We start from the raw sequence: 22,679 nt of genomic DNA on the forward strand, positions 1-22,679 counted from the left end.
TACCTAGAGCAGACCCTCGACCACCAGCCCCGCGAAGCCGGCGGCCAGGACCACCGCAACCACCCCGACGTGGAACCGGCGCATCGCGACGAACGCCGCGACCGCGACGGCGACCGCGAACGGATCGACGCTCGACACCACGGGGATCGGAACCGGACCCCGAACGAGATCCACGGCTCGCACGCGATCGAACAGGGTCGTGAACGCGAAGGTCAGGGCGAGGCTCGCGATCACCCCGACGACCACGGCGGTCACCGTCTGCAGGGCCGCGCCCAACCTCCGGTTGCCGCGGAGGCGCTCGATGTAGGGAGCCCCGAGGAAGATCCATAGGAAGCACGGGACGAACGTGGCCCACACCACGACGAACGCTCCGAGGGCCCCCGCGACGACCGGATCGAGATCTCCCGGGTTCCGGTAGGCGCCGACGAAACCCACGAACTCCACGACCATGATCAGCGGACCGGGCGTGGATTCCGCGAGCCCGAGGCCCACGACCATCTGCCCGGGCAGCAGCCACCCGTACTGCAGCACGGCGGCCTGGTTGATGTAGCTGAGGACCGCGTACGCACCACCGAACGTGATCAACGAAGCCCGGCTGAAGAACCACGCCTGCTCGGTAAGGGTGTCGCCGGTCCCCCTCCACCACGCGACGGCGAGCAAGGGGAGGAACCACACGGCAAGTCCGACCACGAGCACCACGATCGACCGCCGGATGTTCGGTCGCGCGTGCACGCCCGCCTCGGCATCGTCGCGGATCGCCGCCTGCTCGTCATCTTCCAGCTCGCGCTCGACACCGACCTCGAACAGGTCCGGACGGACCCGGTCGCCGACGAGGCCGAGCGCGACGGCACCGATCACCACCAGCGGGAACGGCACGTGCAGAAGAAAGATCGCGATGAACGCCGCTCCCGCGACGGCGACCATGAGCGGGTTCGCGAGCGCTGTGGAGCCGATCCGGATCGTCGCCACGACGATGATCCCGACCACCGCCGCGGCCAGCCCCGAGAAGATGCCGGCGATCCACACGATGTCGCCGTGCACCGCATACACCCACGACAGCGCCAGCAGCAAGAAGAAGCTCGGGAGGACGAAGGCGATCCCCGCGACCAGACCTCCCTTCGCCCGATGCAGCAACCACCCGACGTAGATCGCGAGCTGCTGCGCCTCCGGACCGGGCAGGAGCATGCAGTAGTTCAGCGCGTGGAGGAACCGTCCCTCGCCGACCCAGCGGCGACGGTGCACGATCTCCTCGTGCATGATCGCGATCTGCCCGGTCGGGCCGCCGAAGTTGATGAATCCGAGCTTGATCCAGAATCGCGCCGCGTCGCGGAACGCGACGCCGTGTCCAGCGACCTCGCCGCCCGGCTCCACGGCGGAGACCTACGGCGTCGGGGTTTCCGTCGGGCTCGCCGTGACCGTCGGGGTCGCGGAGGGCTCCGGTGCCGGCGCGGGTTCGCCGAGTCCGCCGACGTCGACGCCGCGCTCACGCAGCCGCTGGGCGAGCTCGTCGGCATCCTGGACCAGGTCCTGGGCAGCGTCGATCTCGGACTCGTACGTAGCCAGGTCGCCCGCTTCGAGCGCCGCGTCGGCCGCCGCGAAGCGCGCGAGGGCCTCGGTGATCAGCTCGGCCAGCCGCTGCTGCCCGCCGCCCTCGGGAGCCTCACCCTCACCCTCGCTCCCGTCGGTCTGGCCGACGAAGGAATCGGTCAACGCCTCTTCGAGCGTGTCTCCGAATCCGATCCGGGTGCCGTTGCCGACGAGCACGAACGTCAGCTCGGGGATCGAGTTCTCCTGCCGGGCCTGCACGTAGACCGGCTGCACATAGAGGATCGAGTCCTCGATCGGGATCACGAGGAAGTCGCCGAAGAGCACGTCCGATCCTGCCGAGGTCAGCAACGTGCGCTGCGCGGAGAACCGCGGCTCGGCGTTGATCCGCGCGAAGATCTGCGTCGGTCCCTCCACGTTCCGGGTCGACGGGAACTCGTAGCTGATCAGCCCCCCGTAGTCGTCGGGGTCGGACCGCGCCGCCATCCAGGCCACCATGTTCTGTCGCCCTTCGGGCGTGAACGGCAGGATCAGCGCGAACTCCTCGGTCTCCTCGTCGGGAAGCGTCATGAGCACGTAGTAGGGATCCAGCGGGGGCCGGGCGGTCCCGGCGGCGTCGACCCCCGAGGGGTCCTGGGCGATCTGCCAGAAGTCCTGCTTCTGATAGAAGACGTCGGGGTCGTCGACGTGGTAGTCGGCGAACTGCTCGGCCTGGACCTGGAAGAGGTTCTCGGGATAGCGGAAGTGCTCGCGGAGCTCGGTGGGCGCCTCGGATCCCGGCGTGAACAGGTCGGGGAACGCACGGCCCCACACCTGGATCATCGGGTCCTCCGGGTCGACGACGTAGTAGGTCATCGTCCCGTCGTAGGCGTCGACGACGACCTTCACCGAGTTCCGGATGTAGTTGGCCGTGCCGCGCAGGGCGTCCTTGGTCGGACCCGCCAGGTCCATCCGCTGCGAGTAGGGATAGTCGGCGCTCGTCGTGTAGGCGTCCCAGATCCACTGCACGCGCCCGTCGATCACCGCGGCGTACGGATCGGCATCGAACTCGAGGAACGGAGCCGCGCGGCTCGCCCGCTCACGGATGTCGCGATACATCATGAGCCGGCTGTCGCCGTCGATCAGGCCCGACAGCACGAGGTTCACATCGCGGAAGTGGTAGGCGAACACGGCGCGCTGCAGCAGGTTCCCCATCTGGATGCCGCCGGTGCCGTCGTACCGGTAGGTGACCTGCTCGTCGGCTCCGTCGGTCGTTCCCTGGTAGTCGAGCTCGTCGGCTTGGGTGCCGACGACCACGAACGGGGCGGCGTCGTCGTTCTCGCCGTAGTAGATCCGTGGTTGCTCTTCGAGCGGAGGGTCACCGATCGGTGGGATGTCGCGGAGCGTGAACACGGGCAGACCCTCGCTGGTCGCCGAGTTCGGCAGGGACGCCACGGCCCCGAACCCGTGCGTGTAGACGAGGTGGGTGTTCTGCCAGGTACGTCCCCCTTCGGGGATCCCCGCCTGATCGATCTCGCGCACCGACAGCATCGTCATCCGGCGGTCGCCGTCGATCTCGTAGCGGTCCACGTCGACGTCGAGGAAGTCGTAGTACTGGCGGATCCGCTGGAGCGTTCCGTAGACCTCCTGGAGGGTCGGCTCGGGGCGCCACAACCGGATGTTCGAGACGGTCGTAGCGTTGCTCTCGATCTGCTCGGGTCGCACCTCGGACTCGACCGGGCGCTCCGACACCGCGATGTCACGGTCGGGCGAGATCTTGAACGCGCGCTGCGTGAACTCGATGTTGTCTTCGATGTACGGGCGCTCTCGTTGCAGCTCCTGGGGATCGACGCTGAAGCGTTGCACGGCGGCGGGGATCAGCGCCCCTGCGACGATCGACACGAGAGCGAGCAGACCGACGCCGATCACCGGCAACGCCCAGTTCTTCCTCCAGATGTTCGCGAAGAACAGGACCGCGCAGGCGAGCGCGATGAAGGTGAGCAATCGCAACGCCGGGAGCTGCGCCTTCACGTCGGTGTACGACGCGCCGGTCACCACCCCACGCGAGGACACGAGCAGATCGAACGTGCCGAGGTAGTAGCCCCACGCCTTCACGACCAGGATCAGACCGAGCAGCGTCGACAGATGCGCGCGCACCTGCGGCGTCGCCTTGTCCGCGAACGCAGGAGCCTGCGGACGGATCCCACCCCACAGGTAGTGGGCGACGGCCGTGATGACCGTGACGCCCGCGAGCGCGGAGAACAGCCACCCCTGGACGAACTTCCACCACGGGAGCGAGAAGATGTAGAAGGCCGGGTCACGCCCGAACAGCGGATCGGCGACCCCGAAGCTCGCATCGCCGGCGTTCCGCCACAGCAGGAACACCTCCCACCGGGTTGACGCCGCGACCCCGACGAACAGTGCGATCACGCCCGCGAGCGTGGGGAGGATCCATCGCAGCGACGGCTCGACCTGGAGGCGGTACCGCTCGAAGATCTCCTGCTCCGCGGTGATCGCTCGGAACGGCGGCTTCAAGCGGCGAACGATCAACAGGTTCGCGTAGAGCAGTCCGAAGAAGAGGAGACCGAACAGGACGGTGAGCGATCCGCGCGCCCGGATCGTCGTCCAGAACACCCGCGAGAGATCGACTTCCCGGTACCAGAGGATGTCGACCCACAGGCTCGAGAAGACCGTGAACAGCACGACTGTGATCGCCACAGCGGCGACGACGTACACACCGATCCGGCGTCGACGCGGCATCTGAGCTGCGATGCGAACCACGAGCCGGGGCAACCTCCGAACTTGTCGACGGGATGCCGGGCCGTCCGGACCCGGTGCGCGGCAGCCTAGCACCGGCGTGCGGAACAGGTGTCCGGTGGGAGCCACCGCGATCCGGCGGTCGCCCCGGGCCGATCAGGCGGCGGCGTCCTCCACTCGCGCTTGGCCGCCGGTCTCGAGCAGGTAGTCGAGCGCTCCGCGGAACGTCTCGATCTCGACGAGCTGGAGGCCGTCGGGGGCGACCTCCTGGGCAGCAGCGAAGTCGTCGGCCGGGACCAGGAGCGCCTCGGCGCCCGAGCGGTCGGCGGCCACGACCTTCTCCTCGATGCCACCGATCGGTCCGACACGTCCGCTCGGAACGATCGTGCCGGTCCCGGCGATCGTCCGACCGGCCGCCAGATCGCCGGGCGTCATCAGATCGTAGAGCGCGACGGCGAACATCAACCCCGCGGAGGAACCGCCGACGTCACCGCTGCGGATCTCCACGTCGATCGGAAAGACCTCGACCATCGAGACACCGACGATCGGATCCCGAGAGCCTCCGCAGCGCTCCCGGACGAGCCGGACGCGCTCGGGGACGTCGGTTCCCAGCGCACGCACCTCGAAGGTCAGGGCCTCGCCCGGACCCGCGGCATCGATCAGGGCGCCCGCCGCGCGGGGATCGGCGACCGTCCGGCCGTCGATCGCGGTCACGACGTCTCCGGGGAACAGCGCACCGTCCGCCGAGCAATCGGGGACGACCTGGCGGATCAACGCGCCGGTCCCGCGCTCTTCCGGGTAGTCGATCAACTCGCGCAGCACCACGTAGGTGGCGTCGATCTTGCTGGTGTCCATGTCGGAGATCGCGAGCCGCTCCTCTTCTTCAGCCGTGAGGCCCGGCGGGTAGAGCACCGATTCGTCGACGACGGCCAGGTTCGGATCGATCCACGCGAACAGCGAACCCATCGCCGTGAGCTGTTCGGCCTCGATCGTGGTCATCACGAACCGGCCCCGCGCGTCGTACACGGGGGCTCCTTCGACCGTGATCAGCGGGCGGACCTCGCGCGCCGGGCCGGGACCGATCGCGTAGTACGGAAGGCGGACCCACCCCGCGAGGAAGGCGGCGGCGAGCACGCCGACGACCCACAGGGCGGCGAGCATCGTTCGGAACCGGGAGGTCGGCATCGGCGTCCATCGTACGGGCCGGCCGCACCGATCCGTCCCGGTGCTTCTGGGCGGGAAGGGCTCCCGGGCCCGACCGTGCCGCTAGGCTTAGGGCCCGCACGAGGAGGGTGACGACGAGATGTGGGTAGGCGCTGTGCTCGCGGTCTCGCTGATCGCGGGTGCGCTCGTGTACGTCTTGGCCTTGAAGGTGACAGGCACCGACGTCCCGCGGGCCCCCGTGGCGGGGGGCACAGAGGCCGACCCGGGGGCGGTCCCCCGGACGGTTCGGCTCTCGGCGATCCCCGGCACGACGTTCCTGCCCGTCTCGGTCATCAGGACGCCGCTGCGCGCGCGACTGCTCGGGCTGCTGGGTCTCCTGCTGTTGGTCGCGATCTCGGCGATCGTGCTGATGCTCGTGGTCGTGGGCGGGGGACGACTGTTCGGATGGGCGCTCGAGAGCTACTTCGGGGGCTGAGCCCGGCCTCTCCCTACCGGGGCCGAACGAGTTGGAACGAGCTCTGGTAGTCCGACAGATGCTCGAGCATCACGCCGGCGCCGCGAACGACGGTCTGCAACGGGTCCTCGGCCACGTGCACGGGGACCTCGCACTCCTGGGCGAGCAGCATGTCCATCCCACGCAGCAGCGCTCCCCCGCCCGCGAGGAAGATGCCGGTCTCGAGCACGTCGTGGGTCAGCTCGGCGGGCGCCGCGGCGAGGATCCCGCGAGCGGCCTCCACGATTCCGGCGATCGGCGGGCCCATCGCCTGGCGCACCTCGCGTTCGTTGATCTCCAGCTCGACGGTGCCGCCCGTTCCCAGGTCGCGGCCGGGAACGATCGCGGCCCGCTCCTGCGGCAAGGGGAACGCGGATCCGATCGCGATCTTCAGCTCCTCGGCCGTCTTCTCGCCGATCGCGATGTTGTACTCGGCGCGAAGGTGCTCCTGGATCGCCGAGTCGAGGTCGAACCCGCCGACGCGGACCGACGATCCGGCCACGATGCCACCCATCGAGATCACGGCCATCTCGGAGTTCCCGCCCCCGATGTCGACGATCAGGTTCCCGATCGGCTCGTGGATCGGCAGGTTCGATCCGATCGCGGCCGCGAGCGGTTCCTCGACGAGCACGACGTTGCGCCCACCGGCGCGCACGATCGCTTCTTCGACGGCTCGGCGCTCGACCGGTGAGCTCGACGACGGAACGCATACGAGGATCCGGGGCCGCGGGAACCGTGACAGTCCGATCCGACGCAGCATCGCGTTGACCATCTTCTCGGTGATGTCGTACTCGGTCATGACGCCGTGGCGCATCGGACGCATCGCGACGACGCTTCCGCGCGTCCCGCCGATCGCCTGCCACGCGGCCTCCCCGAGCGCCACGACCTCGCCGGTGTTGCCATCGAGCGCAACGACTGCGGGCTCGTTCAGCACGAGCCCGTCGCCCTGACGGTAGATCAGGGTGTTCGCCGTCCCGAGATCGATCGCGAGGTCGCGTCCCATCTACGACCCCATCACCCAATGCGCCTCGCCACCGGTGAGGGCCTCCTTCTTCCAGATCGGCACATCCTGCTTGATCCGTTCGATCCCGTGCCGACACGCCTCGAACGCCTCGGGCCGGTGCGGCGCCGAGGCGGCGATCACGACCGAGATCTCGCCGACCCCGAGCGAGCCCGTCCGATGCAGCAGCGCCGTCCCCGTGGTCGGCCAGCGATCGAGCATCTCCCGACCCACCGCTTCCAGGCGAGAGCGTGCCTCGTCCTCCCAGGCCTCGTAGGTAAGACCGGTGACCTCGCCAGCGTCGGATCGGTGCCGGACGGTTCCCAGGAACACGCAGGTCGCGCCCGCCGCGGGGTCGGAAACGAAGCGCACCGCCTCGTCGACGGAGAGCACCTCGGACGTGACACGGACCATGAGCAGGTCGGGCACGGCCGTCATGCTACGGGGTCTGTCCTAGCATGGCCGGTATGGGAGATGCGGACGGCGGCGGCGGCGGCTCGGGATCCGGTGGCTTCGGGTTCGGTGGCGGGGACCCGGACGCGTTCGCCGACACCCCCCTGTTCCGCGAGATCCAACGGGTCATGGCCGCATCGGACGGGCCGATCAACTGGGAGCTCGCCCGGCAGGTCGGCATCGCCACCGCGCAAGAAGGCAAGCCCGACCCCGAACCGACCGACGAAGACGGCGCCGGGTTCGTGAGCGCGGTCCGCGTGGCCGAGTTGCAGATCGCCGAGCTCACGGGACTCGACGCCCCCACCGACGTCGCGCAGGTGCGCGCGGTGCGCCGGGCGACGTGGGTCGAGGAGAACCTCACCGGCCTGCGGGAGCTCCTCGAGCCGGCCGCCGGCCGCGTCACCGAGACCCTCGCGTCGGCACAGGGCGGCGGCGATCTCGCCGCGCAACTCCCCGAGGAACTCCGGTCGCAACTGCCGCCGGGGTTCGAGCAGCAGTTGCAGCAAGCCGTGACGATGTTCTCCCCCCTGATGATGGGAACCCAGGTCGGCCAGACGCTCGGCTTCCTCGGACAGCATGTGCTCGGTCAGTACGACGTCGCCGTGCCGCGACCCGAGCCGGGAGCGCTGCTGTTCGTGGTTCCGAACATCGCGGCCTTCGAACAGGACTGGAGCCTGTCCCCCACCGATTTCCGAACCCTGATCGCGATCCACGAGGTCACGCACCGGTTCGAGTTCGCGCGGCCGTGGGCGGCGCCGCGTTTCCGCGAGCTGCTCGCCGACTTCCTCTCGACGATGGAGGTCGACGCGGATCAACTGCGCGAGCGCATGGCCGGCATCGACCCGGCCGACCCCGAGGCGATGCGGCGCGCGGTCGAGGAGGGCGACGGTCTGTTCGGCACCGTGCTCGACGACGAGCAACGTCTGAAGCTCGGCCGGATCCAGGCGTTCATGGCAGCGGCCGAAGGCTACGGCGACCACGTGATGCATGTGCTCGGGGCCAAGCTGCTCGCCGGCTACCCGCGGATCTCCGAGGCGATGCGGCGCTACCGGGAGACCGAGGTGCACGATCCGGTGTTCGAACGGCTGCTCGGTATCGAGATGAAACGCGACCAGTACCGGCAGGGCCGCGTCTTCTGCGACACCGTCGTGGAGCTCACCGACGAGCCGACGCTTACGACGATGTGGTCCTCGGGCGAGGCGCTGCCCTCGTTGCCGGAGATCGAAGAGCCGCGCCTCTGGCTCGCCCGCAGCGCGTAGCCGGGACCGGGGCTTCGCCGGGCGGGGCGGTCCCCACCCGCTATCATCAGCGCCCGAGATGGCCGCAGGGGAGCTCGTCGCCGCAGGAGTGATCGACCAGCGCGTCTTCGGCGTGTACGGGGAGAACGGTCCCGACGGCGTGTACCTGCTGAACCAACCGGGCCGCGCGCTCCCCTTCACGATCTACCGAGCCTGGAAGGTTCCGACGGGCTTCGTGAACGAGGAGGTTCGGTTCATCGGTCCGTCGGGACGGACGATCTGGCGTCACGGCCCTCACGCGCGCCGGATGGTCGGCTCGATGGACCTCACGGTCTATGGCGACACGATCGACGACGCCTTCTTCGACGAGACCGGCACCTACCTCGTGTCGTTCATGATCGACGACGAGATCGTGGGCGAGATCGATGTGCCGATCCATGTCCAGCAGGCCCCCACGAAACTCCCGAAAGAGGTCGAAGAGGGGCTGAAGAAGTCGGACGTGATCTGGGTCGGCGTCGAGGGCGACCCGCACCGGCAGGTGCCCGCCTGGTTCGCCTACAGGAACGGCAAGATCCTGCTGCTCTCGCAGAAGGAGAGCGGCCCGCAGGAACAGAGCATCCCCGGCATCCCCGGCGTGAAGGAGCTGCAGGTCGTGACCCGCCGGAAGGGTCGCGACACCTCCCTCGACGCGTTCCCGGCGTCTGTCCGGCTCCTGGTCGGTCCCGAGTGGGAGGAGGCTGCGAAGGCGCTCGTCGACCGGCGACGCAGCCGATTGGGCCCTCCCGCCGAGTCGCTGCAACGATGGCGTGGCTCGGTCGACATCGCCGAGCTCACACCGATCGTCGGGAACGCGTGACCTCGGTCAGCCCCAGGTCCGGCCGATCGCACCGCTGACCGCCCGGAGCTGATCGCCCAGTTCCTTCAACGCCTCGGACGTGAGCGCCTGGGGTCCGTCGCAGAGCGCCTTCGCGGGGTCGGGATGGGTGTCGATCATCACCGCGTCGGCCCCCGCCGCGGCGGCCGCGAGGGCGAGCGGCGCGACGAGCTCGCGGATGCCGCTCGCGTGCGACGGATCGACGATCACGGGCAGGTGGCTCTCGTTCTGCGCCACGAGCATCCCCCCGAGGTCGAGCGTGTTCCGCGTCGCTGTCTCGAAGGTGCGGATCCCGCGTTCGCACAGGATCACCTCCGAGTTGCCGCGCTGCGCGACGTACTCGGCGGCCATGAGCCACTCCTCGATCGTGCTCGAGAGGCCGCGCTTGACCATGACCGGCTTGCGCGCCTGCCCGACTTCCTTGAGCAGCTCGAAGTTCTGCATGTTCCGGGTCCCGATCTGGAGCGCATCCGCGTGTTGGGCGACGAGCTCGACGTGCCGCGCGTCGACGACCTCGGTGATGATCGGCAGGCCGAGCTCCTCGCGCACCTGCGTCAGGATCGCGAGCCCGCGTTCCCCCAGTCCCTGGAACGAGTACGGCGAGGTCCGCGGCTTGTAGGCACCACCCCGAAGGACTGTTGCCCCCGCGTCGGCGGCGGCGCGGCACGCGGCGAGAGCCTGCTCTTCGCTCTCGACCGCGCAGGGTCCGGCGATCAGCGTGAACGAGTCGCGGCCGATCGGCACGTGCCCGATCTTCACCGTCGTCGTGTCCGGGTGCAGGTCGCGCGCGACCATCTTGTAGGGCTTGCCGACCTGGATCACGTGGTCGACGCCCTCGAGCTGCTGCAGCTCGAGTCCCTGGAACCGCGCGGTGTCGCCGACGAGCCCGATGATCGTGTGCACGGTGCCCCGGGAGACGAACGCCTCGCCGCCCGCCTCGCGGACCATCTCTGCCACGGCGGCGATCTGCTCGTCCGTCGCCCCGAACTTCATCACCACGACCATCTGCCTGCTCCTCGTCTTCAGCTCCGATGGAACGTCCGGGGCTCAAGAAAGAACCCCGGGTCGGTCGGCCCGGGGTCCCCTGCGGTGTGGATGCGGCAGGCGCCTACCCCGGGCTGTGCCCGAAGTAGGGAAACCGGCGATCGTCGCGGGCGCCTCGCATCGCCTCTATTGTGCGGGCGAGCTGGGGCGATGGCAACCCTCGGGGCGTCCCGGCGACCGTCGCCCGACGGTGCCGACCCGGGCATCCGGCTCACGAGGGGGTGGCCACGGGGGCGTCCGAGGGTATCGGGCCCGTCGTCGGGTCGACAGCGCCGGGGACCTCCGGTTCGACGTCGGGCTCGAGCGGCACGACGATCTCGCCGGCCGCCACGCGTGCGGCGAGCTCGTCCAGCCGCAGGCGCATCGCATCCGAGAGCAGCCGCGGCGTCGCGTTCACCTCGTTCACCGCGTAGTCCACGCCTCCTTCGGCCAGGCCGAACGCGTGGAACCCACCGACGAAGGTGTCCGAAGCCGCCGCCCGTACGACATCCTCGACCGCGACGTCCACCCGGTCGACCGCGGAGGTGAGGATCACTTCCTGCTCGTCCTCCGGAACGAGCGCCGTCTCGTCGACGTCCGAGCCGATCGCGAGTCGTTGCAGCTCCGTGGCCGCGGCGAACAACCCCATGCCGGACGCCCCCGCGTAGTGGGCGATCACGTCCGCGCCGTTCGCGTACATCGATGCCGCGACCGCGCGCCCGGCATCCGGGTCCGCGAACGCCTCGGGATCGGTCCCCAGGTAGGAGACGAGGATGCCCACGTCGGGATCGACCTCACGCGCGCCCGCCTCGAACCCGGACTGCGCTCGCTCGACGAGCCCTGTGCCCGACTGTCCGCCGAGGAACCCCACGGTGCCCGTCTTCGATTTCATCGCGGCCGCCGCGCCCGCGAGGAACCCGGCCTCGTTCACCGCGAACCCGAGGTTGGCGACGTTCGGCGCGGGCACCGCGTCGCCCTGGACGACGGCGAACAGCTGTCGGCGATGGTCGCGGCGCACGCGGTCGACCGCGCGGGAGTACGCGGGACCGATCGCAACGACCAGACGCGCACCGCTGTCAGCGGCCCGGGCAAGTACCGCGCGGCGATCGGTACCGCGGACGTTCGGTTCGAACACCTCGGTGTCCGAACGTGCGACCGCGCCCGCATCCACGGCACGATCGAGCCCCTCGATCGCGGACGCGTTCACGCTTCCGGGATCCGTTCCGCCGGCGGCGAGCACGAGCGCCACCGTCAGGGTGCCGGGAGCGGCGGTGGAGTCCCCCGGTGGCGCCGAGGTCGCGGGCTCGGGGGCCGACCCTCGGGTACAGGCGGCGAGCATGAGCGTCGCGGCCGTCGCGAGAGCGGCCATCCGCCCGCGCGGTCGTGCCCGGGTCATCGTTCCTCCTCTCGGCGGCCGCGGCCGCGACCGCGTGCGAGACTACGCGCCGTATGCAGCAGGCGGCACGCGAGCGGCTCGAGGCGGCGATCCGGGAGATCGAGGACCGGATGGCACGTTCGGTGTTCCACGAGTGGGCGCAGATCTCCCTCGTCCGCGTCGAGGACGGCGAGGTCGAGATCGAGCTCGACACGCAGGAACATCACCTGAACCTGCTCGGCATCCTCCACGGCGGAATGATCGCGACGCTCGCGGATACCGCGATGGGACTGGCCGTTCGCACGCGCCACCGTCCGGGCAACAGCCACGTCACCGGCTCGCTCACCGTGAACTATCTGGCGCCCGGCAAAGCAGGGCCCGTACGGGCGATCGGTCGCGCGGTGAAGGCTGGCCGGCAGACGGGGTACGGAGAGGCGGACGTGCGAGACGGCGAGGGACGGCTGCTCGCTCGCGCGAGCGCGACGTTCATCGTGTTGCGCGCTCGTCCCGACCGGGAGGGAACGCCTCCCTCCTAGGCGGGCCGTCGCTCGATCAGTACTCGATGTCCATCGCGAGCATGTGCTCCGACAACAGGCCGAGGGCCGGCTGGAGTCCCATGAGCGTTCCCACGTTACCGTGCACCTTGATCCTGCCCATCATGAACGCGGTGACGGCATTCACCTCGCGCTTCGCGAGCCCGACCGCGGTTGCGTAGTCCTGGACGATCGTTGCGTCGGGTGCCTCGACCGATCCGATCCCGAGGTCGACAGCGCCGCCGGCGACCGACAGCCAGTACTCCACCGAGCCGTCGTTGGTTGCGATCGTCTGCTGGATCGTCACGGAGGCGTCACCGAGCGCCGCCGCGACGGCCGGATCCTCGTTCAGCCGGCGCTTGAGCTCGTCGGCCCATCCCGAGGAGAGGAACTTCACGGCCACGGACGGACCTCCTGTCGGCCTCTCGGCGATCTGTCGACGAACGAAGTGCGGCACCGGGCTGGCCCCGCGGGGCGAGCCGGGGCAGCATAACAACGCCTCCCGTGATGCCGGTCAGGGCGCGACCGTGGTCCTTGAGGGTGACCGATGTTGTTCCTGCCGGTTACTGACTACTTCTGATATCTATCGAGGTCGTGATCGGCTCTGTGCCTTCAAGATGCTTCACGAGTCAACGGCACCAATCGGGAGTTGCCTGTGCTCATCTCACGCCACGGTGACGACGACCTTGCCGCGCGCGTGGCCCTGCTCTACATAGCTCAAGCTCTCGGCCGTATCCGCAAGTGAGCAGGTTCGGTCGACGATCGGCGTGAGCTTCCCGTCGTCGACGAGCTCGGTCACGGCGAGCAGCTCCTCCCGATCCTGTTTCGACGGGAGCGGGCGCAACCGCTGCGAGACAAACAGGTTCGCCACGACCGCCTTGAGGATGGCGGCGATCGGTCCGAACACGTGACCGGGCGAACCGCCCCCGTTGAGCACCAGGGTCCCCTTCGGCGTGAGCGCCCTGCGCAGCTGGGCGAGGGGCAGGTTGCTCACGTTGTCGAGGATCATGTCGTAACGCGTCGGCCCGGCGGTGAAGTCTTCCATCGTGTAGTCGACGACGTGCGCGGCGCCGATCGAGCGCACCAGCTCGACGTTCCGCGTGCTGCACACCCCCGTGACCTCGGCGCCCAGCGCCGCCGCGATCTGCACCGCGAAGCTGCCCACCCCGCCGCCGGCCCCGTTGATGAGCACCGGCTGACCGGCCTTCACCGCGCCCACGTCGCGGATCCCGCGCAAGGCGGTCGTCGCCGCGATGGGGATCGCGGCCGCCTGCTCGAAGGTCAGGCTCGCCGGCTTCGGCACCACCATGTCCGCCGCGGCGCATGCGTACTCGGCGAACGCGCCCCGACAGAAGCCGAGCACCTCGTCGCCGATCCGCAGCCCGCGCACGTTCGCGCCGACCGCCTCGACCACGCCCGCCGCGTCGCTCCCCGCCACCCGGGCCTTCGGCTTGGTCAGCCCCACCCCCACCCCCATGAGGCGCGCGACGAGCGGATCGCCTCGCACGATGTGCCAGTCGGCCGGGTTGAGGGCAGCCGCGCGCACTCGGATCAGGACGTCATCTGCCCCGACCTCGGGCGGGTCGGTGTCCACGAGTTGCAGGACGTCCGGTGGACCGAACCGCTCTTGGACGATCGCCTTCATCGGTGCCCCCTGGATCGGATGTACGGGATCGGTGGAAGGCACCCGTGGCTCGAGCATGCCACACCCCGGCTGGAGCGGCAGCTCACGTGTCGTCGTCGTACAGACGCGGCTCCGTCACGTGTCGCACGTCGTTGAGGAACCGCACGATCCGATCCTCGCCGTCGAGGGTCACCGTGTTGACCGAGGTGTTCTCCGGCAGGAAGAACATCGCCTGCTCGGTCAGACCGAGCAGCGGACCGAGGTAGGCGTTGATGACCCCGCCGTGACACACGACGGCGACGTTCCCATCGGGGTGGGCGGCAACGATGCGATCGATCGCGTCGCCGACCCGCCTGCGGAGATCTCCGACCGGTTCCGAACCCGGGGCGGTGCTCCACATCGAGTCTTCCGTTCGGAACGCGTGCAACAGGGTCTCGTCCGACGCGAGCAGCTCCTCGAACCCGCGGTTCTCCCAATCCCCGACATGCGCCTCCGCGAGGTCGTCGAGATAGGTCGCCTCGCTCCCCGAGCGGGCCAGATACGGAGCGATCGTCTCGCGCGCCCGGCGCATCGTGGAGGAGTAAACGGCAACGGGGCGCGGGTTCATCAGGAGCAGGCGCCTGGCCAGCAGCTCCGCTTGCTCGCGTCCGCGTTCGCCGAGCGGCGGGTCCCATTGGGGTCCGCGCCCGACGTCGCCGAGATCGTTCGAATCGAAGTCCGACCGACCGTGCCGGATCAGGAACAGCAACCGCGGTTGGCTCACCCCCGCGCGCTCCCCGCGGGATGGTGACGGAGCGACGCGGCGACCGGATCGGGCTCACCCTTCCGGCGAGCCTGCTTCTCGTGCCACGCGTTCGCGAACGACTCGACGTCCTCGCGGAGCCAGATCCGTCCCGAGGCCAGCGCGATCAGCGGTTGCGGGAACGCGCCGCGGTCGAGGTAGGTGATCACCCGACGCTTGTCCCAGCCCAGGATCGCCGCGGCCTCGGCGACCCCGGCCAGCGGCGGGATCACCTCGACGAGCAGGATGGCCGCGCCCGCGACGGCGCGGAGCCGGCGGAGGCAGCCGGCCCGGGTGTCGGCCTCGACCTCGGTGAACGGCTCGTCCAGCAACGCGGCCCATCGCCCGCTGCGCTGCTCCCACATCGTCGCGTGGACCTCACGCGCCGCCGCGCCTCCTGCCTCGGTGCTCACGCTCGCGATGATAGCCGTGGCCAGGGGACCCCCCGGGGAGCCCGCTAGAGGGTGCCCGTGCGGCGCAGCTCCGAGCGCCAGCACTCGGTGTGCCAGTGACGCCGTGCGTCCGCATCCGCGGCAGGCACCACCACCAGGTGCCACAATCCCACGCGGATCTGGTGGTCGCACCCCGGACACCGGTACGGCTTGTCGCCGACGACCTGGCGCACGTCCTCGCCGGAGGCGAGCGTCCAGGACGGCGGATCCGAGCGGCGCTCCGGTCGTTGCGGCGGCGCGTCCGAGGAGCGGTCTCGCCGGTTGCGCCGCGGCATCAGATCGCGCGCCGGATGAAGGCGGCCGCGGGCTCGGCGAGGGAGGCTCCGATCTCCCGATCGTCGCGCTTGGCCCCCCGGACCCGGAACGAGTGATCGCCCCCGTCGATCTCCACGTGCTCGGCGCGACGACCCAGGCGTCTCAGCACCGGAGCGAGGATCGTTGGCTTGGCGAACGGGTCCTTGGTCCCTTGCAGGAACAACATCGGGACGCCGACCTCGCCCAGGTGCGCGTCGCGCAGCTTCTCCGGCTTTCCCGGCGGATGCAGCGGATACCCCAGGAACAGGAGCCCGGATGGTGAGATCTCGTCATCGGCGGTGCACATCGAAGCGATCCTTCCGCCGAGGGATTTCCCGCCGGCGAACACCGGGCGTCGCTTTGCGTGCCGCGTCGCCTCGTCGAACGCGGCGATCCACACCGCTCGCAGTGTCCGCTCCGGGTCCGGCGCGCGTCTGCCGATCTCGCTGTAGCGGAAATTGAAACGGAGCGTCCCGATCCCGTCGGCGTTCAGCGCCCGCGTGAACCCGGACAGGAACGGCCCGTCCATGTTCCCGCCCGCCCCGTGCGCGAGCACGACGAGGGCGACCGCGCCCCGCGGCAGGGCGAGGACCCCGGCTACGGTGCCTGCGGGGGTCTCGATCGAGATGCGCTGTTCGGGCGACGGCATGCCATCATGCTGCCATGTCCGGCACGCTCTATCTCGGTACCTCCGGGTACAGCTACGACGAGTGGAAGCACGACGTCTTCTACCCGGAGGGGCTGAAGAACCGGGAGATGCTCTCGTACTACGCGAGCAAACTGAACTCGGTCGAGATCAACTACACCTTCCGCCGGTTCCCCTCGGAGAAGACGGTGGCCAACTGGGTGGAGCTGACCCCACCGGAGTTCCGTTTCACGCTGAAGGCCAACCAGCGCATCACCCATTTCCGAAAGCTCCACGACGCGGACGAGGATGTCCGGGCGTTCCTCGAGGTGGCGGGCAAGCTTGGTGACCGACTCGGCTGCGTGCTGTTCCAGTGCCCGCCTAGCCTGCACTACGACCGCGCGCTGATCGAGTCCTTCGTCGGCTACCTGCCCCCCGCACCCCGCTGCGCGATCGAGTTCCGCCACCCCTCGTGGCGCGCGGCGCGCGAGCTGCTCCTCGACCAGGGTGTCGCCTGGTGCGTCGCGGAGACCGACGAACAGGATCCCGGTGAGGACGACCTCGCCTGGGAGCCGTTCGGGTTCCTGCGACTGCGCAAGACCGCCTACACCGACGAGGAGCTTGCGGCCTGGGCCGAGCGGATCGGCGAGACCCTCGCAAACGGCAATGATGTCTTCTGCTACTTCAAGCATGAGGATCTCGGGGCCAGTCCACAGATGGCGAAGCGTCTCGAAGACATCTTGCGCTCCAAAGCATGAAGCAGATGTGACCTCTTGCGGGACCGAGGACTGGGCAACAGTCTGGGCAACAACTTGCACCTGGCGTCCAGCGCGAACGAGACTGACGACGTGAAGAACCCAACGAGGTCCTCGTGTCGCAGACCGTGAAGGGCCTCGTCGCAGGCAGTGGTCTTTCGTTCGAAGGCGTAGGCGAGCACGCGCTGAAGGGCGTCCCCGACCGGGGCGGCTCTACCGGGTTGGTGACCTGACATCGACATCCCTGAGATCCGGTTCGCGAAGAGCGGGGACGTCCACATCGCCTATCAGGTCGTCGGCGACGGACCGGTCGATCTCGTCTTCATCTGCGACTGGATCTGGAACGTCGAGCTGCAATGGGAGAACCCCCTCTGCGCCCGATTCCTCGAGCGGCTCTCCGCGTTCTCGCGGCTGCTGCTCTTCGACAAGCGCGGGAGCGGCCTTTCCGACCGGACCGTCGATCTCGATCTCTTCACGCTCGAGGTGCGGATCGATGACGTCCGCGCCGTGATGGAGGCGGCGGGCTCGGAGCAGGCGGTCCTGTTCGGTCACGGCGACGATGGTGCGGCGCTCGCATCCGTTTTCGCGGCCGCGAACCCTGACAGCACCCGCGCGCTGATCTTGTACGCGACGCGGGCGAAGGTGCTGAGAGCGCCCGACTATCCGTGGGGGTACGAGCCGTCGGCCATGGATGTGTGGGCCTCCGAGCGCGAGAGCTTCTGGGGGACGGACGGATACGCACGCCGGTGGCTCCGGGAGCTGGCTCCTTCGGTGGCGAACGACGATCGCATGGTCCGCTGGTACTCGCGGCTCCTTCGGCAGAGCGCGAGTCCGGGAACCGAAGAGGCCTATTCACGATGGATGGCCACGCTCGACCTGCGCGGCATGCTCCCGGCGATCCATGTGCCGACGCTCGTGCTGCACCGGACAGGGGATCGAGACGTCCCGATCGAGGGAGGCCGCGACGTCGCCGACCGGATCGCCGGGGCGACGTTCGTCGAGCTCCCCGGCATCGACTCCTTCCCGTGGGCCGGAGACCAAGGGTCGGTCCTGGCTGAGATCGAGGCGTTCGTCACGGGCACTCGGGCAACCAAGGATGCCCACCGCGTGCTCGCCACGGTTCTCTTCACCGACATCGTTGGGTCGACCGAGAAGGCCGCCGAGCTCGGCGACGCCCGATGGAAGGAGCTGCTAGCGGTCCACGACGAGAAGGCGAAGGCAGAGATCGATAGGTTCCGCGGACGCTACGTAAACACAACCGGCGATGGACTTCTCGCTACTTTCGATGGCCCCGCGCGCGCGGTTCGATGCGCAGAGGCCATCGTGGAGGCGGTCATTTCGCTCGGGTTGGACATCCGAGCCGGCTGCCACACGGGCGAAGTGGAGCTGTCAGGCGATGACGTTCGAGGTATCGCCGTACACATCGGCGCGCGGGTCGCGGCGCTCGCCGGTCCGAACGAAGTGCTCGTCTCGCAGACGGTCAAGGACCTGGTCGCCGGATCCGGGCTGGCCTTCGAGGACGCTGGCGAGCACGAGCTGAAAGGCGTTCCGGACACCTGGCGCCTGTATCGGGCGGCGAACTGACTTCGGCGACACATCGTTCGGAGGACGAACTAAAGCCAATCAGGCAACACTTTGGGCAACATCAGCGCCGCGAGAAATGTGTAACCGCTGGTCGCGGGAGGCTTGATACGGAGCACTACCCAGTGCTAGAGTGCCGTTGTGCTGCAATGTATCTGGGCCATACCGCGATCACTTCAAGCACGAAGATCTCGGGGCCAGTCCACAGATGGCCAAGCGCCTCGAACACATCTTGCGCTCCAAGGAGTGACGCAAGGCGCGACTCGATGGTCGGTGGGTCGCCGGCTCAGGGCGCCGCGCGTTCGGCGAGGATCCGCTCGATCGCCGCGCGCTCGGCTTCCTCGACGATCTTGCGTCCGATCGTGTCGCGAACGTAGAAGGCGTCGATCACCCGCTCGCCGTAGGTAGCGACCTTGGCCAGGTGCACGTCGAGGCCGAGCTCGGCCAGGGTGCGGGTGATGTCGTAGAGCAGGCCGAGGCGATCGGGCGCGCCCACCTCGATCACGGTGAAGAAGTCCGAGGCCGCGTTGTCGACCGTGACCTCGACCGGCGTGCGCGGGCGGGGCACCGGGTAGTGCCGCCGCTTCTCCGCGACGCGGTGCTCGAGTGAAGTTCGTCCCTCGATCGCGGCGCGCAGGGTCGAGCGGAACTCGCGCCAACGTTCCTCCCCGAGGTCACCCTCGAACCGACCCTCGACCTCGAACAGATCGACGGCCACGTCGTCCTCGGTCGTGAAGACCTGGGCCGAGAGGATCGACAACCCGGCGAGCGAGAGCGCGCCCGCCACCAGCGAGAGCAGTCCGTGGCGATCCACCGCCATCACGGCGAGCCGGTGGATCTGCGGACGCGGACCGGGTTCGGCGTGCGTGCGGACCTCGTTCGCGCCCATCGGGGAGGCGAGCAACCGGAAGTGCGCAGCGGCGTGCTCCGGCTCGACGACGAGGAGGTAGGTCGGCGGCATGCGTTCCAGGAACGCTTCCACGCCTGCCGGGTCCTCGGCAGTGAGTAGGGAGCGGATCGCGTTCGAGCGGTCGACGAGCCGCTCGGCGGCGCCCGCGGTCATCTCGCCCCGCTCGAGCACGTGTCGGACCTTGCGGACGAGTTCACGCACGAGCGTCCGGCGCCAGGGGGTCCACGCGTGCGGGCCGGTCGCGCCGGCGTCGGCGATCGCGAGCAGGTAGAGCGCGGCGAGCCGGTTCGAACTCTCGACCGTGGCGGCGACCGACAGGATCAGGTCCTCGTCGCCCAGGTCTCGACGGGTGGCGGTGTCGGGGAGCAGCAGGTGCTGTTCGACCATGAACGTGGCGAGCGTTCGCGTCGGCTCGGCGATCTCCATCGACCGCAAGGCCTCCGCGGCGATCCGCGTTCCGACGGGAACGTGTCGTCCTTCCCCCGTCTTGCCGATGTCGTGCAGAAGCGCGCCGAGCAGCAACCCGTCGTGATCGGCGACCAGCGGCAGCAGCTCGGCGGCCAGTGAGTCCTCGGGCTCGGTGCCCTCGTCGGCCGCGTCCAGCATGCGCGCGATCCCCGAGAGCGCCTCGAGCAGGTGCACGTCCACGGTGTACCGGTGGTAGGGATCGCGCTGCGGGCGGCAGCGGACCGGTCCCCATGCGGGAACGAATCGCTCGAGGACCTCGACGCGGTCCATCGCCTCGAGCACAGCGACGCCCCCTCCCGGCGAGCGGAGGATCCGCAGGAACGCGTCGCGCACCGGTGGCGTCCACACGACGGGCTCGGGCAACGCGATCGCCTCGATCCGGTCGAGCAGGGTGGGTGAGAGCGCACCTGCTTGCTCGGCCGCCGAGGCGAACGCCTCGAGGACGCCCTCGGGCGTCGGTTCGGGGTCGCCGCCGGAAGCCTCCGTTCCCAGGAACCGCTCGAGCACGCACCCGACGACGTGCTCGACTTGCCGGGCATGGATGAACACCTGCCGCATAAGACCGTCGACCGCGGGAAGTCCCGGCCGACCGGTGAAGCCCATCTCGCGCGCGACGTCGGGCTGGCGATCGAGCAGCAGCCGGTCGGTCCGGGACCCGGTCTGAAGGTGCACGGCGCTCCGGACGCGCGTGAGGAACTCCGCGGCGGCCTCGATCTCCTCCCGCTCGGCTCCGCGGACCAGCCCGACCCCGTCGAGCGTCGGTTCGTCGGCCGACTCTCCCGCGACGGAGGCGAGCCAGCCGAGGGTCTGGATGTCTCGCAGCCCGCCGCTGCCCTCCTTCACGTCGGGCTCGAGGTGGGAGGAGACGGTGCCGTAGCGTTCGTGCCGTTCGAGCATCGCCTCCCGCAGACGCACCGCGAACCCGCGTGGATCCTCCCGGACCCAGCCGTAGACCAGCTCGCGCATCCGATCGACGAGCACCTCATCGCCGGCGAGCGTGCGGACGTCGAGCATCGCGGTCGCGGCGTCGATCCGGCCCACGGCGTAGACGAGGCAATCCTCCGGCGTGCGTACCGCGTGACCGACGACGAAACCGCTGTCCCACAACGGATACAGCAGAGCCTCGGCGAGCGCGGCCACCTGCTGGGGATGCTCCCCGTCGTGGAGCAGCAGCAGGTCGATGTCCGAGCCCGGGGTCAGCTCGCCGCGCCCGTATCCGCCGAGCGCCGCGAGGGCGACGGGGCCTGCGTCCACATGCCCGCCGAACAGCTCCCGAAGACACGTGTCGACGAGCTCCGCGCGACGTCGCGCCGACCAGCGACCGTGGTGTCCGGCGGAGTAGGCGCGATCGAGGGCCGCGATCTCGTCGAGGAGCCGGGCCACCGCGGGCGCCGGGACGGGGGCGGCGCCCGTGCTCATCCCGATTCCGCGGGCCGCGCCCTAGAGGGCGTCGGGGCCCATCTCTCCGGTGCGGATCCGGACGACCGTCTCGATCGGAACGACCCAGATCTTCCCGTCACCGATCTTCCCGGTGCGGGCGGCCTTCGTGATCGCATCGACCACGCCCTGGGTCTGATCGTCGTCGACCGCCACCTCGACCTTCACCTTGGGGACGAAGTCGACCTGGTACTCCGCGCCGCGATAGACCTCGGTGTGTCCGCGCTGGCGCCCGAACCCCTCGACGTCGGTCGTCGTCAACCCGTTGACCCCCACGTCCCGGAGGGCCTCCTTGACGGCGTCGAGCACGTGCGGTTTCACGATCGCGACGACGAGCTTCATCGGCGGGCTGCGTTCACTCGCCGACGGCCTTCTTTCGCGTCGCGGTGGTCTTCTTCGCGGTGGACTTCTTGGCCGCGGACTTCTTGGCGGCCGACTTCTTCGCTGAGGCCCTCTTCGCCGGCGGCTTCTTCGCACCGACCGCCTTCGCGGCCGAGCGCTTCGGCCCGGATGCCACCTCGTGGTCGTCATCCGCCGCGTCGCCTGAACCCGTCTTGGCCTTCGCGACCGAGGCCTTGAGCGCCTGCATCAGATCGACCACCTTGGCCGGCGCCTCGGACTCGACGACCTCGATCTCCTCGCCGGCGATCTTCTTCTCGACGATCTGGAGCATCGCCTCGCGGTACTCGTCGGTGAACTGCTCCGGGCTCCAGTCGCTCGTCAGGTTGTCGATCAGCTGCTTGGCCATCTCGAGCTCCTGCGTGCGCACCTTCTGATCGACGTTGACGCCGTCGAACTCGGCGGCCCGGATCTCGTCGGGCCAGTACATCGTCTCGAGCACGAAGGCGTCGTCGACGAAGCGGAGCGCGGCGAGGTGTTCCTTGTCGCGGAAGCTGACCTTCGCGATGCCGACCTTGCTCTCGGAGGCCATCGCCTCGCGGAGCAGGGCGTAGGCCTTCGCCCCGGTCTCCTCGGGAACGAGGTAGTAGGACTTCTTGTAGAGCATCGGATCGATCTCTTCGAGGTCGACGAACTGATGGATGTCGATCGCACGCGAGGACTCGACCGGGATCGCGTCGAAGTCATCGTCGGTCAGGGTGACGTAGTGGTCCTTCTCGTACTCGAACCCCTTCACGATCTCGTCGAAGGGCACCTCCTCACCGTCGACCGAACACACCCGCTTGTAGCGGATCCGTCCGAGGTCTTTCTCATGGAGCTGGTTGAACTTCAGCGACTTCTCCTCGGTCGCCGGGTACACGGCGACCGGGATCGTCACGAGGCCGAAAGAGATGGCCCCTTTCCACATCGATCTGGGCAT

22 protein-coding genes are annotated in these 22,679 nt (G+C 69.2%); 6 read left to right on the forward strand and 16 right to left on the reverse strand.

What is annotated here, in order from left to right:
* Positions 1-3: 3 nt before the first annotated feature.
* The 3 genes from chrA to WEF05_08355 form a co-directional block, all read right to left on the reverse strand.
* On the reverse strand, positions 4-1,371 hold the full coding sequence (gene chrA / locus WEF05_08345; protein MEX1101890.1) for a chromate efflux transporter: 1,368 nt from the start codon (positions 1,369-1,371) through the stop codon (positions 4-6).
* 9 nt (positions 1,372-1,380) lie between these two features.
* Positions 1,381-4,284, reverse strand: a complete 2,904-nt coding sequence (locus tag WEF05_08350; GenBank protein ID MEX1101891.1) for a UPF0182 family protein — start codon at positions 4,282-4,284, stop codon at positions 1,381-1,383.
* Positions 4,285-4,437: 153 nt separating this feature from the next.
* Entirely contained in the window at positions 4,438-5,466 is a 1,029-nt protein-coding gene (locus WEF05_08355) for a S16 family serine protease (GenBank protein ID MEX1101892.1), read from the reverse strand.
* 118 nt (positions 5,467-5,584) lie between these two features.
* Between WEF05_08355 and WEF05_08360 the strand changes: the two genes are divergently transcribed.
* The gene (locus WEF05_08360) at positions 5,585-5,920 is read left to right on the forward strand and encodes a hypothetical protein (GenBank protein ID MEX1101893.1); all 336 of its coding nucleotides are present in this window, start codon (positions 5,585-5,587) and stop codon (positions 5,918-5,920) included.
* A 13-nt stretch (positions 5,921-5,933) separates the two neighbouring features.
* Here the strand turns inward: WEF05_08360 and WEF05_08365 are convergent, their stop codons facing one another.
* Both WEF05_08365 and WEF05_08370 read right to left on the reverse strand, forming a co-directional pair.
* The gene (locus tag WEF05_08365; GenBank protein ID MEX1101894.1) at positions 5,934-6,941 is read right to left on the reverse strand and encodes a rod shape-determining protein; all 1,008 of its coding nucleotides are present in this window, start codon (positions 6,939-6,941) and stop codon (positions 5,934-5,936) included.
* A complete protein-coding gene (locus WEF05_08370; GenBank protein ID MEX1101895.1) occupies positions 6,942-7,367 on the reverse strand; it encodes a molybdenum cofactor biosynthesis protein MoaE in 426 nt (141 codons plus the stop codon).
* Positions 7,368-7,405: 38 nt separating this feature from the next.
* Here WEF05_08370 and WEF05_08375 point away from each other — a divergent pair, with 38 nt between their 5' ends.
* Complete coding sequence (locus WEF05_08375; GenBank protein ID MEX1101896.1) at positions 7,406-8,650, forward strand: zinc-dependent metalloprotease; 1,245 nt, start codon at positions 7,406-7,408, stop codon at positions 8,648-8,650.
* 58 nt (positions 8,651-8,708) lie between these two features.
* On the forward strand, positions 8,709-9,485 hold the full coding sequence (locus tag WEF05_08380) for a hypothetical protein (GenBank protein MEX1101897.1): 777 nt from the start codon (positions 8,709-8,711) through the stop codon (positions 9,483-9,485).
* A gap of 6 nt (positions 9,486-9,491) precedes the next feature.
* Here the strand turns inward: WEF05_08380 and aroF are convergent, their stop codons facing one another.
* Positions 9,492-10,508, reverse strand: a complete 1,017-nt coding sequence (gene aroF / locus WEF05_08385; protein ID MEX1101898.1) for a 3-deoxy-7-phosphoheptulonate synthase — start codon at positions 10,506-10,508, stop codon at positions 9,492-9,494.
* 250 nt (positions 10,509-10,758) lie between these two features.
* Positions 10,759-11,922 carry a BMP family ABC transporter substrate-binding protein gene (locus tag WEF05_08390; protein ID MEX1101899.1) on the reverse strand — a complete coding sequence of 388 codons (1,164 nt, stop codon included), beginning with the start codon at positions 11,920-11,922 and terminating at the stop codon, positions 10,759-10,761.
* A 53-nt stretch (positions 11,923-11,975) separates the two neighbouring features.
* On the opposite strand from WEF05_08390, the gene WEF05_08395 reads away from it, so the two are divergent.
* Positions 11,976-12,437: a PaaI family thioesterase gene (locus WEF05_08395; GenBank protein MEX1101900.1), complete on the forward strand. Its 462-nt coding sequence runs from the start codon at positions 11,976-11,978 to the stop codon at positions 12,435-12,437.
* A 16-nt stretch (positions 12,438-12,453) separates the two neighbouring features.
* Here WEF05_08395 and WEF05_08400 read toward each other — a convergent pair whose 3' ends face one another.
* The 6 genes from WEF05_08400 to WEF05_08425 all read right to left on the reverse strand — a co-directional run bounded on the left by WEF05_08400 (position 12,454) and on the right by WEF05_08425 (position 16,234).
* The gene (locus WEF05_08400) at positions 12,454-12,837 is read right to left on the reverse strand and encodes an SCP2 sterol-binding domain-containing protein (protein MEX1101901.1); all 384 of its coding nucleotides are present in this window, start codon (positions 12,835-12,837) and stop codon (positions 12,454-12,456) included.
* A gap of 261 nt (positions 12,838-13,098) precedes the next feature.
* Positions 13,099-14,079, reverse strand: coding sequence for an NAD(P)-dependent alcohol dehydrogenase (locus tag WEF05_08405; protein MEX1101902.1), 981 nt, complete (start codon positions 14,077-14,079; stop codon positions 13,099-13,101).
* Positions 14,080-14,161: 82 nt separating this feature from the next.
* Complete coding sequence (locus WEF05_08410) at positions 14,162-14,821, reverse strand: histidine phosphatase family protein (GenBank protein ID MEX1101903.1); 660 nt, start codon at positions 14,819-14,821, stop codon at positions 14,162-14,164.
* Positions 14,818-15,252 (reverse strand): hypothetical protein, encoded by a 435-nt coding sequence (locus tag WEF05_08415; protein MEX1101904.1) that lies wholly within the window; start codon positions 15,250-15,252, stop codon positions 14,818-14,820. The genes WEF05_08410 and WEF05_08415 overlap by 4 nt, the downstream gene beginning before the upstream one ends.
* 44 nt (positions 15,253-15,296) lie before the next feature.
* Positions 15,297-15,566, reverse strand: coding sequence for a hypothetical protein (locus tag WEF05_08420; GenBank protein MEX1101905.1), 270 nt, complete (start codon positions 15,564-15,566; stop codon positions 15,297-15,299).
* Positions 15,566-16,234 carry an alpha/beta family hydrolase gene (locus tag WEF05_08425; protein ID MEX1101906.1) on the reverse strand — a complete coding sequence of 223 codons (669 nt, stop codon included), beginning with the start codon at positions 16,232-16,234 and terminating at the stop codon, positions 15,566-15,568. Before WEF05_08425 ends, WEF05_08420 begins: the two co-directional genes overlap by 1 nt.
* A gap of 14 nt (positions 16,235-16,248) precedes the next feature.
* Here WEF05_08425 and WEF05_08430 point away from each other — a divergent pair, with 14 nt between their 5' ends.
* Together WEF05_08430 and WEF05_08435 are read left to right on the forward strand one after the other, a co-directional pair.
* Positions 16,249-16,968, forward strand: coding sequence for a DUF72 domain-containing protein (locus tag WEF05_08430; GenBank protein MEX1101907.1), 720 nt, complete (start codon positions 16,249-16,251; stop codon positions 16,966-16,968).
* A 411-nt stretch (positions 16,969-17,379) separates the two neighbouring features.
* Positions 17,380-18,549, forward strand: coding sequence for an adenylate/guanylate cyclase domain-containing protein (locus WEF05_08435; protein MEX1101908.1), 1,170 nt, complete (start codon positions 17,380-17,382; stop codon positions 18,547-18,549).
* Positions 18,550-18,832: 283 nt separating this feature from the next.
* On the opposite strand, the gene WEF05_08440 is transcribed toward WEF05_08435, so the two are convergent.
* The 3 genes from WEF05_08440 to WEF05_08450 are packed head-to-tail and all read right to left on the reverse strand — an operon-like array spanning position 18,833 to position 22,679.
* Complete coding sequence (locus WEF05_08440) at positions 18,833-21,343, reverse strand: ACT domain-containing protein (GenBank protein ID MEX1101909.1); 2,511 nt, start codon at positions 21,341-21,343, stop codon at positions 18,833-18,835.
* Positions 21,344-21,364: 21 nt separating this feature from the next.
* Positions 21,365-21,703: a P-II family nitrogen regulator gene (locus WEF05_08445; GenBank protein ID MEX1101910.1), complete on the reverse strand. Its 339-nt coding sequence runs from the start codon at positions 21,701-21,703 to the stop codon at positions 21,365-21,367.
* Positions 21,704-21,716: 13 nt separating this feature from the next.
* Positions 21,717-22,679 (reverse strand): Ku protein, encoded by a 963-nt coding sequence (locus tag WEF05_08450; protein MEX1101911.1) that lies wholly within the window; start codon positions 22,677-22,679, stop codon positions 21,717-21,719.

It is taken from the genome of Actinomycetota bacterium (assembly GCA_040881665.1).
In the GTDB taxonomy this organism is placed as follows: Bacteria; Actinomycetota; UBA4738; order UBA4738; family HRBIN12; genus JBBDWR01.

Coding starts and splice junctions, on each gene's coding strand:
- WEF05_08355 (MEX1101892.1), bottom strand. CDS start 5,466: ATGCCGACCTCCCGGTTCCGAACGATGCTCGCCGCCCTGTGGGTCGTC.
- WEF05_08395 (MEX1101900.1), top strand. CDS start 11,976: ATGCAGCAGGCGGCACGCGAGCGGCTCGAGGCGGCGATCCGGGAGATC.
- WEF05_08440 (MEX1101909.1), bottom strand. CDS start 21,343: ATGAGCACGGGCGCCGCCCCCGTCCCGGCGCCCGCGGTGGCCCGGCTC.
- WEF05_08430 (MEX1101907.1), top strand. CDS start 16,249: ATGTCCGGCACGCTCTATCTCGGTACCTCCGGGTACAGCTACGACGAG.
- WEF05_08360 (MEX1101893.1), top strand. CDS start 5,585: ATGTGGGTAGGCGCTGTGCTCGCGGTCTCGCTGATCGCGGGTGCGCTC.
- WEF05_08375 (MEX1101896.1), top strand. CDS start 7,406: ATGGGAGATGCGGACGGCGGCGGCGGCGGCTCGGGATCCGGTGGCTTC.
- WEF05_08380 (MEX1101897.1), top strand. CDS start 8,709: ATGGCCGCAGGGGAGCTCGTCGCCGCAGGAGTGATCGACCAGCGCGTC.
- WEF05_08350 (MEX1101891.1), bottom strand. CDS start 4,284: ATGCCGCGTCGACGCCGGATCGGTGTGTACGTCGTCGCCGCTGTGGCG.
- WEF05_08405 (MEX1101902.1), bottom strand. CDS start 14,079: ATGAAGGCGATCGTCCAAGAGCGGTTCGGTCCACCGGACGTCCTGCAA.
- WEF05_08390 (MEX1101899.1), bottom strand. CDS start 11,922: ATGACCCGGGCACGACCGCGCGGGCGGATGGCCGCTCTCGCGACGGCC.
- WEF05_08365 (MEX1101894.1), bottom strand. CDS start 6,941: ATGGGACGCGACCTCGCGATCGATCTCGGGACGGCGAACACCCTGATC.
- WEF05_08445 (MEX1101910.1), bottom strand. CDS start 21,703: ATGAAGCTCGTCGTCGCGATCGTGAAACCGCACGTGCTCGACGCCGTC.
- aroF (MEX1101898.1), bottom strand. CDS start 10,508: ATGGTCGTGGTGATGAAGTTCGGGGCGACGGACGAGCAGATCGCCGCC.
- WEF05_08425 (MEX1101906.1), bottom strand. CDS start 16,234: ATGCCGTCGCCCGAACAGCGCATCTCGATCGAGACCCCCGCAGGCACC.
- WEF05_08420 (MEX1101905.1), bottom strand. CDS start 15,566: ATGCCGCGGCGCAACCGGCGAGACCGCTCCTCGGACGCGCCGCCGCAA.
- WEF05_08450 (MEX1101911.1), bottom strand. CDS start 22,679: ATGCCCAGATCGATGTGGAAAGGGGCCATCTCTTTCGGCCTCGTGACG.